11 protein-coding genes and 1 other RNA gene are annotated in these 13,407 nt (G+C 50.5%); 10 read left to right on the forward strand and 2 right to left on the reverse strand.

Going from position 1 to position 13,407, the window contains the following annotated elements; genetic code table 11:
* The first annotated feature begins 218 nt into the window (after nt 1–218).
* Complete coding sequence (gene ppsA, locus LVQ76_RS11610) at nt 219–2,591, forward strand: phosphoenolpyruvate synthase (protein ID WP_232864310.1); 2,373 nt, start codon at nt 219–221, stop codon at nt 2,589–2,591.
* Nucleotides 2,592–3,934: 1,343 nt separating this feature from the next.
* Here the strand turns inward: ppsA and rprA are convergent.
* Together rprA and ydiK are read right to left on the reverse strand one after the other, a co-directional pair.
* Nucleotides 3,935–4,042: antisense sRNA RprA (gene rprA, locus LVQ76_RS11615), an RNA gene on the reverse strand.
* A 211-nt stretch (nt 4,043–4,253) separates the two neighbouring features.
* Nucleotides 4,254–5,354 carry an AI-2E family transporter YdiK gene (ydiK, locus tag LVQ76_RS11620; RefSeq protein WP_232921699.1) on the reverse strand — a complete coding sequence of 367 codons (1,101 nt, stop codon included), beginning with the start codon at nt 5,352–5,354 and terminating at the stop codon, nt 4,254–4,256.
* A gap of 329 nt (nt 5,355–5,683) precedes the next feature.
* Between ydiK and ydiJ the strand changes: the two genes are divergently transcribed.
* From ydiJ to eutN, 9 genes are all read left to right on the forward strand, one after another.
* On the forward strand, nt 5,684–8,740 hold the full coding sequence (gene ydiJ / locus LVQ76_RS11625; protein ID WP_232921700.1) for a D-2-hydroxyglutarate dehydrogenase YdiJ: 3,057 nt from the start codon (nt 5,684–5,686) through the stop codon (nt 8,738–8,740).
* Nucleotides 8,737–9,147 carry a 1,4-dihydroxy-2-naphthoyl-CoA hydrolase gene (gene menI, locus LVQ76_RS11630; protein WP_134183097.1) on the forward strand — a complete coding sequence of 137 codons (411 nt, stop codon included), beginning with the start codon at nt 8,737–8,739 and terminating at the stop codon, nt 9,145–9,147. The genes ydiJ and menI overlap by 4 nt, the downstream gene beginning before the upstream one ends.
* A gap of 210 nt (nt 9,148–9,357) precedes the next feature.
* Nucleotides 9,358–9,693 (forward strand): ethanolamine utilization microcompartment protein EutS, encoded by a 336-nt coding sequence (gene eutS / locus LVQ76_RS11635; protein WP_232864312.1) that lies wholly within the window; start codon nt 9,358–9,360, stop codon nt 9,691–9,693.
* 5 nt (nt 9,694–9,698) lie between these two features.
* Entirely contained in the window at nt 9,699–10,160 is a 462-nt protein-coding gene (gene eutP, locus LVQ76_RS11640; RefSeq protein WP_232864313.1) for a EutP/PduV family microcompartment system protein, read from the forward strand.
* Nucleotides 10,157–10,843, forward strand: coding sequence for an ethanolamine utilization acetate kinase EutQ (eutQ, locus tag LVQ76_RS11645; RefSeq protein WP_232903801.1), 687 nt, complete (start codon nt 10,157–10,159; stop codon nt 10,841–10,843). The genes eutP and eutQ overlap by 4 nt, the downstream gene beginning before the upstream one ends.
* Before the next feature lie 12 nt (nt 10,844–10,855).
* Nucleotides 10,856–11,665, forward strand: coding sequence for an ethanolamine utilization cob(I)yrinic acid a,c-diamide adenosyltransferase EutT (gene eutT, locus LVQ76_RS11650; protein WP_232921701.1), 810 nt, complete (start codon nt 10,856–10,858; stop codon nt 11,663–11,665).
* Entirely contained in the window at nt 11,655–12,671 is a 1,017-nt protein-coding gene (gene pta, locus LVQ76_RS11655; protein ID WP_232921702.1) for a phosphate acetyltransferase, read from the forward strand. The genes eutT and pta overlap by 11 nt, the downstream gene beginning before the upstream one ends.
* Nucleotides 12,672–12,706: 35 nt before the next feature.
* Nucleotides 12,707–13,000, forward strand: coding sequence for an ethanolamine utilization microcompartment protein EutM (eutM, locus tag LVQ76_RS11660; RefSeq protein ID WP_034455942.1), 294 nt, complete (start codon nt 12,707–12,709; stop codon nt 12,998–13,000).
* A gap of 105 nt (nt 13,001–13,105) precedes the next feature.
* The gene (gene eutN, locus LVQ76_RS11665; protein WP_134183085.1) at nt 13,106–13,393 is read left to right on the forward strand and encodes an ethanolamine utilization microcompartment protein EutN; all 288 of its coding nucleotides are present in this window, start codon (nt 13,106–13,108) and stop codon (nt 13,391–13,393) included.
* The last annotated feature ends 14 nt before the right edge of the window (nt 13,394–13,407 follow it).

The following is a 13,407-nucleotide window of genomic DNA, read 5'->3' on the forward strand; positions in this document are numbered from 1 at the left end:
ATGAAATGTACGGTTCATTTTTACTTTCTTGATAAACCTTTATTAATATAGGGATTAAATTAAGAATCAACAAGTTAGATAAAATGTAAATATATCTGAAAAATTCAAATTTTTATTTTGCTTGAACGATTCACCTGTTTTATTCCCTCATCTAATTATGCCAATCTAAAAGGGATGTAATGTAATTCTCATTTATATATCACAAAAGGATTGTTTCGATGTCCAACTCGTCACCGCTGGTGCTTTGGTACAACCAACTCGGCATGAATGATGTAGACAGGGTCGGGGGCAAAAATGCCTCTCTGGGTGAAATGATTACTAACCTTTCCGGTATGGGTGTTTCCGTGCCGAATGGTTTTGCCACCACGGCCGAGGCATTTAACCTGTTTCTTGATCAGAGTGGTGTTAACCAGCGTATCTATGAATTGCTGGACAAAACGGATATTGACGATGTGACTGAGCTTGCAAAAGCCGGTGCGCAAATCCGCCAATGGATAATCGATACACCATTCCAGCCTGAGCTTGAAAAAGCCATTCATGATGCTTACGAACAGCTTTCCTCAGACGATGCTGATGCTTCTTTTGCCGTGCGTTCTTCTGCAACAGCTGAAGATATGCCAGATGCGTCGTTTGCCGGACAACAAGAAACTTTCCTCAACGTACAAGGTTATGACGCGGTATTGATTGCCGTGAAGCATGTATTTGCTTCCCTGTTCAACGACCGTGCTATCTCGTATCGCGTCCACCAGGGTTATGATCACCGTGGTGTTGCGCTCTCGGCTGGCGTCCAGCGCATGGTTCGTTCAGACCTTGCATCCTCTGGCGTGCTCTTCTCCATCGACACTGAATCTGGTTTTGACCAGGTGGTGTTTATCACCTCCGCCTATGGTCTGGGTGAAATGGTGGTGCAGGGTGCCGTTAACCCTGATGAATTCTACGTTCACAAACCAACTTTAGCTGCCGGTAAACCATCGATTGTGCGCCGCAATATGGGCTCGAAAAAAATCCGTATGGTTTATGCTCCAAGCCAGGAGCATGGCAAGCAGGTGCGTATCGAAGATGTGCCGCAAGCTGACCGCGATAAATTCTCTATCACGCCGGAAGAAGTGCAGGAACTGGCGAAGCAGGCTGTACAAATTGAGAAACACTATGGCCGCCCGATGGATATCGAATGGGCCAAAGATGGGCACACTGGCAAGTTGTTTATTGTCCAGGCTCGCCCGGAAACCGTGCGTTCTCAGGGTCAGGTGATGGAGCGTTACCAGCTGCATTCTCAAGGCAAAATCATTGCTGAAGGACGCGCTATCGGTCATCGCATCGGTGCGGGCCCGGTTAAAGTGATTCATGACATTAGCGAGATGAACCTCATTCAGCCAGGCGACGTTTTAGTCACCGATATGACCGACCCGGACTGGGAACCGATCATGAAAAAGGCGGCGGCAATTGTCACCAACCGTGGCGGCCGTACTTGTCACGCGGCGATTATCGCTCGTGAACTGGGGATTCCTGCTGTTGTGGGTTGTGGCGATGCCACTGAACGCATGACGGATGACCAGAACGTTACGGTTTCCTGCGCCGAAGGGGACACCGGTTATGTTTACCAGGAACTACTGGATTTCAGCATCAACAGTTCAACGGTAGATACCATGCCGGATCTGCCGCTGAAAATCATGATGAACGTTGGTAACCCGGATCGTGCATTTGATTTTGCCTGCCTGCCGAACGAAGGCGTGGGACTGGCGCGTCTGGAGTTCATCATCAACCGTATGATTGGCGTGCATCCGCGTGCGTTGCTGGAGTTCGACCAGCAAGAGCCTGCGTTGCAAAAAGAAATCCGCGAGATGATGAAAGGTTATGACGATCCGGTTGAGTTTTACGTCGCTCGCCTGACGGAAGGGATTGCGACACTCGGTGCGGCATTCTGGCCGAAGCGCGTTATCGTGCGTCTCTCTGATTTTAAATCTAACGAATACGCCAACCTGGTGGGCGGCGAGCGTTACGAGCCGCATGAAGAAAACCCGATGCTCGGTTTCCGTGGCGCAGGCCGTTACGTGGCTGACAGCTTCCGCGACTGTTTCGCGCTGGAATGTGCTGCAATGAAACGGGTACGTAACGACATGGGCCTGACTAACGTCGAAGTGATGGTGCCGTTCGTACGAACTGTTGCGCAGGCCAAAGCAGTGGTGGAAGAGCTGGAACGTCAGGGTTTGAAACGCGGTGAGAACGGGCTGAAAATTATCATGATGTGTGAGATCCCATCTAACGCCTTGCTGGCAGATGAGTTCCTGCAATATTTTGATGGTTTCTCCATTGGTTCAAACGATATGACTCAGCTGGCGCTGGGGCTGGACCGCGACTCCGGCGTAGTTTCTGAACTGTTTGACGAGCGCAACGATGCGGTGAAAGCACTGCTGTCGATGGCAATTAAAGCGGCGAAGAAACAGGGCAAATATGTGGGAATTTGCGGTCAGGGTCCATCCGACCATGAAGATTTTGCAGCCTGGTTGATGGAAGAGGGGATCGATAGTCTTTCTCTGAACCCTGACACCGTGGTGCAAACCTGGCTAAGTCTCGCAGAAACCAATAAATAGAGTTCTTTAATAGGGTGGAGTCATCCGCCAGAAGTCTACAAAGGCTCCTTGTTCTTGAGTTATGTCGTTCACTTAAGGAATGGAGGCCCGATAATTCGGGTCTCCGATTCAAGGAAACAGAACTGTAAGCAGAGTTCCTTCGGTTTTCCTAAATGCAGTCACAATCCCGCTTTCACTTCCGAACGGTTTACTATTGGACTTGATTCGCGTTAAGTGATGTCTAAGCCAATCTAAAAATAGGGCGATGAATCAAAGCTGATTTTAATGAAAACGAGCAACTAGCCACAACCAGCTCTTGCATGCGGCGGCAGCTATGGCTGCAAAGGGATTGAAGGATTAAAGGTTTTTAATTGTGACGGTGTCTGCAGATAAAGCCTGTCTGCTGACACCGGTGGTCATACCCGATCAAGTCATGGGGTTTAACTGTAACTACTCTGCGCGACCAGTATTTGAATGAACCGGGACTGGGCTTAAGTACATGAAGATAACCGTTGATTACAGCCAAACGAAGAGATACATCGACTCCTGAAACTCAAATATTATGGCCAGTTATAGTTGACCATAATATTTAGTAATTTACGCCACAACGACACTTCCGTGAAGTAAACCGTAAATTTCGCACCTGATTGAGCTAACACAAATCACATTATCTCTGTTATTCCCCACGGAGAAATAGCTAAAAGCTTCTCCCTGTCTGCTGAATATCCAGTAATACAACCAGAGAGGGTAGTAATCATAATTATAGTCAATATTAGTTTCATGGTTCAATTCCATTGAAGGGCTATTAACCCGAGTTCCCTAAACCATCATTTAACCATATTAAATTAGACTTGCAAATAGGGCCTTAAACCATCAATTCTCTTTAATAAGATAGTTCAGCACATAACATACAAAATATTTCTATATAAAGGGCAGCAGACCAAAAATATCAGGTAGTTAACTCACCCAATTATTCACTGCCATCAGGGTTTGATTCTTTCCAGGGAAATACCAGTAGAAGTGCTCGCCGTACAGAAAGCGAGATGGACATAATTGGCTACTTACCAGGTGTTGTTGCATCAATGTGGCAATGCCCGGTATGTTTTTAGCTCTATAGATAAAGACTTTCCGCTGGCTCTGGCGGCCAGATGATTGCAGATTTATCCTCTCCCGGTACCCCTCGCGTCAGTAATACTCTGTAATCCCCCTATCAATTCTGGCCGCGCCAGCGGCAGAAACTACCCATCTGAAGCTGATAGGGCTCATCGCATATATGGCAGCATTGAAGTCTTCAAGCGTTAAGTGAACGGCATTACCTTGTTCATGATGGGTCTTTTTTTATGACATCTGGCATGCAGGGTAGCCCAAAAAAAAGCCCATCGTGGGAGATGGGCAAAGACTACACACAGCAATTCGTTGTTTCACTCAGGGGATTTCCATGCTTATAAATCAATGTGTTGATTCATAGCCGTGAAGTAATAGTAGGCATCTCATCCTGGAGCGTCACTCGGATTCGTCTCAATAGTTAATAGAAAGTAAACGGTTGGGGTCACATTACGGGATGTTTAATGCATCAAGGAGTTCTGGAGAGGGGGGCAAGCCTGGAATTGATAAGTAGTGTTAATCAGTTTAGTTATGTTGCTCCTACAGTTGTAGAAGCAACATTCGTTTTAGGTGGTGTACTTATTCGTATTCTTCAAGGACTTCCACGACTTCATTCGGGTCATCCTGCGGCGCTGGTGCCTCGTGCATCCATACCGAAATCAAACGGTAAGAGACTGCCAGCAGAACCGGCCCGATAAACAGGCCAATCATGCCAAAGGCAATCAACCCACCGATAACGCCGGAAAGAATCAGGATCATCGGCAAGTCCGCGCCCATACGAATCAGTACCGGACGAATAAAGTTATCCATCGTGCCGACTACGCAACTCCATACCAGCAGCACCGTGCCCCAGGTGTTATCACCGGTCCAGTACAACCAGGCAATTGAAGGCACCAGCACCAGCAATGGGCCGATTTGCACCAGGCAACATAACATCATCACTACGGTTAGCAGTGTCGCATTTGGGATACCGGAGATGGCAAGCCCCACGCCACCTAAAACCGACTGAACCAGTGCGGTGACAACTACACCAAGTGCTACAGCGCGAATCGCTTGCCCTGCAAGTAATACAGCCGCATCACCACGCGTTCCCGCGAGGCGGAATGCAAAGTGGCGAATCCCATTGCCTAGCGTTTCACCTTTCGCATACAGCAGCACACTAAACAGCAGCATCAGGCCGCAATGCATCAGGAAACTACCTACGTGTATCGCCTGGCCCAGGAACCAGGTTGTTGTGGTGCCGATATATGGACGCACTTTCGCCATAATGGCACTGCCACCACTCTCGACCAGTGTATTCCAGCCTGCGTAGAGTTTGTCGCCAATAAGCGGAATGGTATTAAGCCACTCAAATTTCGGTAACTCCATATTGCCTTTGGTCGCCCAATCAATAACCGGGCCGCTGTTATCTACCAGGCTATTCACCAGCAACGCCACCGGAATAACAAACAACATCAACAGCAATAGCGTCATAACCAGAACGGCGAGTGAGCGTTTTCCCCACAATAATTTCTGAACTTTGAGCATCAGTGGCCAGGTGGCGAGCACGATTGTACCTGCCCAGGCAAAACCAAGAACAAATGGGCGCACTATCCACAAACAGGCGATGATCATCACCGAGATAAACAACACCGACAGCAGGATTTGTAGCAGATCCTTTGGCTGACTCACTTTAACCATAGATAAAATCCCTTAATTACTGATAACGGGCAAAACGCCACGTTAAAACCGCGAAGCGGATGTGTTAATGATGATGTATTTCCTCGATTTTGGACAGGGACAAAACAGACGGGAATGTCTGAATAAAATGTGTTAAAAACGAATGCCCGTCATAATTCGAGCCGCAGGTGTGTTGACTACACCCGTGCGCCCCAGTCACATAGCAATCTATGCTCCTGGGGACTTACGGCCATGTCGCCTGCTCGCAACTCGAATTATTTAGGGTATTAGAATTATTAAACGCAAACGATAACTCACAACTTATAACGTCAGGCAGGGTCGACCCACTAATGATCCCACAAATTTCTCAGGCACCAGGTCTTGTTCAATTGGTGCTCAATTTTTTGCAGGCACTGGAACAACAAGGTTTTACCGGCGATACCGCCACCAGCTACGCTGACAGGCTCACCATGGCCACTGACAACAGTATTTATCAACTGTTGCCAGATGCGGTGTTATTCCCTCGTTCTACGGCAGACGTGGCATTACTTGCCAGATTGGCCTCTGAGGAACGCTTCAAAACACTGGTCTTTACACCACGCGGTGGCGGCACCGGCACTAACGGTCAGTCCTTGAATAAAGGCATCGTTGTCGACATGTCGCGCTATATGAATCGCATCATTGAAATTAACCCCGAGCAGGGTTGGGTGCGGGTCGAAGCAGGTGTGATTAAAGATCAGCTCAACCAATACCTGAAACCGTACGGCTATTTTTTTGCACCGGAACTTTCTACCAGTAACCGCGCCACGCTCGGCGGGATGATAAATACCGATGCTTCAGGGCAAGGTTCGTTGGTTTACGGCAAAACGTCTGACCACGTTATGGGCGTTCGTGCTGTGTTGTTGGGAGGCGATATTCTCGACACGCACCCGATGGCGACAATGCTTGCTGAAGAAATGGGGCGCGACGAAAGCCCAACCGGCAGAATTTATAACACGGTGCTTGGGCGTTGCCGCGAACATCGTCAGTTGATTATCGATAAATTTCCGAAACTTAACCGCTTCCTGACCGGCTACGATCTGCGCCACGTCTTCAACGACGACCTTTCGCAGTTCGACCTGACACGCATTCTTTGCGGCTCAGAAGGCACGCTGGCGTTTATTTCCGAGGCGAAACTGGATATCACGCGTCTGCCAAAAGTGCGCCGCCTGGTGAATATCAAGTACGACTCCTTCGACTCCGCGCTACGCAACGCGCCGTTTATGGTAGAAGCCCGTGCGCTCTCCGTCGAAACCGTCGATTCAAAAGTCCTGAACCTGGCGCGTGAGGATATCGTCTGGCATTCGGTCAGTGAATTAATCACCGACGTTCCAGGCAAAGAGATGCTGGGTCTGAATATCGTGGAGTTTGCGGGTGATGACCTGGCGCTCATCGAAGACCAGGTTGCGTCACTATGTGAGCGTCTCGATTCGCTGATTTCACAAGGCGAAGGTGGCGTTATCGGCTGGCAGGTTTGTACCGAATTGGCTGGTATCGAGCGCATTTATAACATGCGCAAAAAAGCCGTTGGCCTGCTGGGTAATGCGAAAGGGCAGGCGAAACCTATCCCGTTTGCGGAAGATACCTGTGTACCGCCGCAACATCTGGCTGATTACATCACTGAGTTCCGCGCGTTGCTTGATAGCCATAACCTGAGTTACGGCATGTTCGGCCACGTCGATGCGGGCGTTTTACACGTGCGTCCGGCGCTGGATATGACCGATCCTCATCAGGAAGTGCTGATGAAGCGCATTTCTGACGATGTGGTTGCGCTCACCGCGAAATATGGCGGTTTATTGTGGGGCGAACACGGTAAAGGTTTCCGTGCCGAATACAGCCCGGCATTCTTTGGCGAAACGTTATATGAAGAACTGCGTCGCATCAAAGCGGTATTCGACCCGGATAACCGCCTGAACCCTGGGAAAATCTGCCCGCCGTTAGGTGTGGATGACCCAATGATGCAGGTCGATGCGGTGAAGCGCGGTACTTTCGACAGGCAAATCCCGATAGCGGTGCGCACCTCATGGCGCGGTGCAATGGAGTGTAACGGCAATGGTCTGTGCTTTAACTTCGATGTGAAAAGCCCGATGTGCCCGTCGATGAAAATTACCAGCAACCGTATTCACTCGCCAAAAGGGCGGGCGACGTTAACACGTGAATGGCTGCGTTTGCTTGCCGACCGTGGCGTTGACCCGGATGCACTCGAAAAACAGTTGCCGGAAAAACGCGCTAGCCTGCGTACGCTTATCGAACGTACACGCAATACTTGGCATGCCCGTAAAGGCGAATATGATTTCTCTCATGAAGTGAAAGAGGCGATGTCGGGTTGTCTGGCCTGCAAAGCGTGTTCAACGCAATGCCCAATTAAAATCGACGTGCCGGAATTCCGCTCTCGCTTCTTGCAGCTCTATCACACCCGCTATCTGCGCCCAATGCGTGACCATTTGGTGGCAACTGTCGAAAGCTATGCACCGTTAATGGCGCGTGCGCCAAAGACCTTCAACTTCTTTATGAGTCAGCTGTGGGTACGTAGTCTATCTGCCAAACATATCGGCATGATCGATCTCCCAATGCTCTCGACGCCATCGTTGCAGCAGCAGTTAGTAGGGCACATTTCAGCAAATACCACACTTGAGCAGCTTGAGAGCTACAGTGCTGAGCAGAAAGCTAAAACGGTGCTGGTGGTGCAAGACCCGTTCACCAGTTACTACGATGCGCAAGTGGTGGCGGATTTTGTGCGCCTGGTGACAAAGCTGGGATACGAGCCGGTAGTTCTGCCATTCTCACCCAACGGCAAAGCGCAACACATCAAAGGCTTCCTGCAAAAATTCGCTCGCACCGCGCGTAAAACGTCGGACTTCCTCAACCGCATTGCGAAATTGGGAATGCCAATGGTGGGGGTCGACCCGGCTCTGGTGCTCTGCTATCGCGACGAATATAAGCAGACGCTCGGTGAAGAACGCGGTGATTTCCACGTTCAACTGGTGCATGAATGGTTGCCTGCTGTGTTGGAAAACCGTGAAATGACAAGCGTTGGTGGTGAGTCGTGGTATCTGTTTGGTCACTGTACCGAAGTCACCGCACTACCCACTGCGCCAAACCAGTGGGCGGCAATATTTGCGCGCCTGGGCGCAAAACTTGAAAACGTCAGCGTCGGCTGTTGCGGCATGGCGGGAACCTACGGGCATGAAGTTAAAAACCATGCTAACTCACTGGGGATTTACGAGCTTTCGTGGCACCAGGCAATGCAGCGCCTGCCGCGCCAACGCTGCCTGGCAACCGGCTATTCCTGCCGCAGCCAGGTCAAACGTGTGGAAGGCAACGGTGTTCGCCATCCGCTACAGGCACTACTGGAGATTATGGGATGATCTGGCGACGTGAAGTAAACCTGGATGCGCTTAATAAAATGGGCGCTGACAATATGGTGGAGCATGTGGGTATCGTATTTACCCGCATCACAGAAACCGAGCTGGAAGCCACTATGCCGGTTGATAACCGCACTCGCCAGCCATTTGGCCTGTTGCACGGCGGTGCGTCGGTGGTGTTAGCTGAAACACTCGGTTCTGTGGCCGGGTACTTGTGTACCGAAGGCGAGCAGAAAATTGTCGGGCTTGAGGTTAATGCCAACCATCTGCGTTCCGCGCGTGAAGGTATCGTGCGCGGTGTTTGTACTGCAGTGCATGTTGGGCGTAGGCACCAGGTCTGGCAAATCGAAATCAGCGACGAGCAAGGGCGGCTTTGTTGCACATCGCGCTTAACAACCGCGGTGGTTTGATAAATAGCCTGAATCAGGAATTATTCAAAAATAAATAATAATGGCGGTGGGATATTATCCCGCCGCTTTTTATTTACATCCTGAAATGAATAATCGTGCTTTTCTGTATTTATTGAGTGATCCACTTCACCTTTCCCCATTAGTTGCCGAAATTTGTTATTCCCTTTTGCAGTTTATTGTCAGCATGGCGGTAATTCTTCAGGAGGCGCAATGGAAAAGGAACGCATTATTCAGGAATTTGTTCCTGGAAAACAGGTAACACTGGCGCATTTAATTGCCCACCCAGGCGAAGAACTGGCAAAGAAAATAGGTGTGCCCGGCGCTGAAGCCATTGGCATTATGACGCTGACTCCCGGTGAAACGGCAATGATAGCAGGTGATCTCGCCACGAAAGCTGCCAGCGTACAAATAGGTTTTCTGGACAGATTTAGCGGCGCACTGGTGGTTTACGGTTCGGTCGGGTCGGTAGAAGAAGCATTACAACAAACGATTACCGGCCTGAGCAGCATTCTTAACTATACCGTCTGTACCATGACGCGGAGCTAGGTCTGATGAAACGCATCGTTTTTGTCGGCACCGTGGGCGCGGGAAAAACAACGTTGTTTAACGCATTACAGGGAAATTATTCACTGGCGAGAAAAACTCAGGCGGTTGAATTTAGCGATGCAGGGAATATTGATACGCCGGGGGAATTTATCAGCCACCCTCGTTTATATTGTGCATTAATAAATACCCTGATTGATGCGGATTTATTGATATATGTCCATGCTGCCAATGATTCGCAATGCCGTATTCCCGCCGGTTTATTGGATATTTACCCGCACCTGCAACAGGTTGCGGTAATAAGCAAAATTGATTTGCCCGATGCAAATATTGCCCAAACGCAGGCGATGCTAATTGACTCAGGATTTACGTCGCCAATATTTGCACTGAACAGCCTGGATGCTGAGAGCGTCAGGCAACTTGAGGATTATCTGGCCGAAGTCGCAGGCCTGAAGGAACCTGTTCAATGAAAAAGCTGATTACTGCAAACGATGTTCGTGAAGCCCAGACTCGTGGCCTTAAAACTATCGCTTTCGTGCTAAAAGAATCGATTGTCACGCCCGAAGCCCGCGTGGTTGCCGACCAACTCGAGATAACCTTAGTCGAAGAGGATGCAGGCCCGGTGGCAGCAGACCATACGCCGCCTCGTTCTGAACGTCAGCGTATTCGTGAAGAAATCCTCTCTCAGTTACCTGAAGGTAAGTTCACGGAAAGCCTGATGGCACAACTCATCGATAAAGTTGAGCAAGAGCAGAAAACCCGCTCGGGCAGCGGAATGCAGCCCAGCTTCCACGCGGTCACGGGCAAGGGCGGAATTAAAGTCATTGATGGCAGCTCGGTAAAGTTTGGTCGTTTCGATGGTGCGCAAGAGCCGTGCGTTGGGCTAACTGATCTGGTGACAGGCGCAGATGGCAGCAGCATGGCCGCGGGTTTTATGCAGTGGGAAAACGGCTTTTTCCCCTGGACGCTGAATTACGACGAAATCGATATGGTGCTGGAAGGGGAATTACATATTCGCCACGAAGGCGAAACGCTTATCGGCAAAGCCGGGGATGTGATGTTTATCCCGAAAGGCTCCAGTATTGAATTTGGCACCCCAGGCCACGTTCGTTTTCTTTATGTTGCCTGGCCTGCCAACTGGCAGGAATGCTAAGGCGAGGCGCGTATGAGCACCTTCATCACCGAAGACTGGCTGCGGGCAAACCATACCCTCAGCGAAGGGAGCGAAATTCGTCTGCCTGCTGACAGCCGTATGACGCCATCCGCCCGCGAGTTGATTGACGCTCGTCATTTACTGGTGAAATTCCAGGATGACGACGGACGGTTGTTTGTTGAAATGCAGGAGCAGTTACAGCCAGTTCATGGCTTGACGAGTGAGGCAGTAGCGCAGGTAGCCCATTGTGAGTTGTGCCAGCAGCAAGTGAAGGAAAAACCAGACACGCTAACTCATCTCAATGCGCAGGTGTTTGTGGCGAAAAACGATCCTCGTCTGGCGTTTCGCGCAAGCCTTGATAGCACCATTGCGACTGCGGTGTGGCTACAAACTGAGTTTGATAAAACAGCGGCACTTTGGCTTGCAGATATCCGCTCTTTGCTTGGGAATATCATGCGTGCTGATGCTCTGGATCAGGCGCTACCAGAACAGCATATCGTTGGGTTATCGGCTGACGATTTACACCGGTTATCTCATCAACCGTTGAAATACCTGGGGCATGATCATCTGGTGCCAGATGCCGCTCACGGGCGTGATGTGGCATTGCTCAATCTTCTGCGTACCAGGATCCGCGAAACCGAAATTTGTGCCGCAACGGTGTTTATCGGTGTGGATTACCACGTGCAAAAAGCTGATTTGTTGCAGGCGCTGAATCGCCTATCGAGTGCGGTTTATGTACTGATGATCTTGTGCCTGAAAAAAGAGTGGCCGGATGCATCTGCGCTACAACGGCGCCTGACAGGAGGCCAACATGCTGCTTGATCGCTGCCGCCGCCAGGCCCAAAACCAGCCACGCCGGGTTGTTTTCCCGGATGCGAAGGATGCTCGTGTAATAGAAGCGGCGCATTACCTGCAACATCATGGCCTGGCACAACCCATCATCCTGGCCAATCCATTTGCCTTACGCCATTTCGCCCTCGCGGCAGGGCTGCCGCTCGATGGGTTACATATTATTGATCCGGCAACATCACATGACTGGCTGGTGCAATTTCATCAGCAGCTTTCTCAGCGCCAGGGTGACAAAACTCCGGATGACGCAACAGAACGCTTGCGTGACCCTCTCTGGTTTGCCGCCGCAATGGTTAAAGCAGGGAAAGCTGATGTGTGTATTGCGGGGAATATTTCATCAACAGCAGCTGTTTTGCGTGCTGGATTAAAAGTCATTGGACTACAACCGGGGGTTAAAACGCTTTCCTCACTGTTTCTGATGCTGCCACCCGAAGGGGAGCGGATTCTTGGATTTGCTGATTGCAGCGTAGTGCCACAACCAACTGCGGTGCAGCTTGCTGATATTGCTATCAGTAGTGCACAAAGCTGGCAGGCCATTACCGGGCAACCCGCTCGCGTCGCCATGTTGTCATTTTCTACCAACGGCAGTGCCAGGCACCCTTGTGTCGCCACCGTTCAACAGGCAACAGACATCGTGCGTGAACGAGCACCTGAACTGTGTGTGGATGGTGAATTGCAATTCGATGCGGCCTTCGTTCCCCAGGTTGCTGCGCAAAAAGCACCTGAAAGTGTGCTGGCAGGGCAGGCGAATGTGTTGGTATTCCCGTCGCTTGAGGCAGGCAATATCGGCTACAAGATTGCACAACGGTTGGGAGGGTTTCGCGCTCTCGGCCCGTTGATTCAGGGGTTAAGCGCGCCCTTGCACGATCTTTCCCGTGGATGCAGTACCCGCGAAATTATTGAGTTGGTGCTGGTGGCTCAAACCACCCTCACCCCAACCATCTCCCTCAGGGAGAGGGCAAACAGTGAAGCTGGATAAAACTAGATTTTTAACCGAGTGAGAGGAAATAAATCATGGAAGCATTAGGACTGATCGAAACCAGAGGTTTGGTAGCAGTGATTGAAGCATCGGATGCGATGGTCAAAGCGGCTCGCGTCAAACTGGTTGGAGTAAAGCAAATCGGCGGTGGGCTGGTAACAGCAATGGTTCGTGGTGATGTGGCGGCCTGTAAAGCGGCAACCGATGCCGGAGCTGCTGCAGCCCAACGCATTGGTGAATTGGTTTCCGTTCACGTCATCCCACGTCCACATGGCGATTTGGAAGAAGTGTTCCCAATTGGCCTGGGTAGCGACAAGACTATCGATTGATAGCCGGTGACGTCACCCCCGGACGTCACCTTTCCTTAATTCAGTCATCTGGCAGCCTCAGGGCGGCACGGGATAGCTGTACCTGAATTTTGTCCGGAGGCGAGCATGAAGCTGGCAATGGTCATTGGTCAAATCGTTTGCACAGTCCGCCATAGCGGACTTGAACACGACAAGTTGCTGATGGTGGAGATGATTAACCGTCAGGGTGAGCCGAGCGGCGAGTGCGCAATAGCCACCGACAGCATTGGTGCCGGAAACGGCGAGTGGGTGTTGCTGGTGGGCGGTAGTTCCGCTCGCCGTGCGCACCATAGTGAAGCCTCTCCGGTCGACATGTGCGTGATAGGCATTGTCGATGAAGTGGTCATGGACAGAGAAATCATCTTCCATAAATAGTGAGGATTGAACGA

Source organism: Buttiauxella cochleicola (assembly GCF_021283185.1).
GTDB lineage: Bacteria > Pseudomonadota > Gammaproteobacteria > Enterobacterales > Enterobacteriaceae > Buttiauxella > Buttiauxella massiliensis.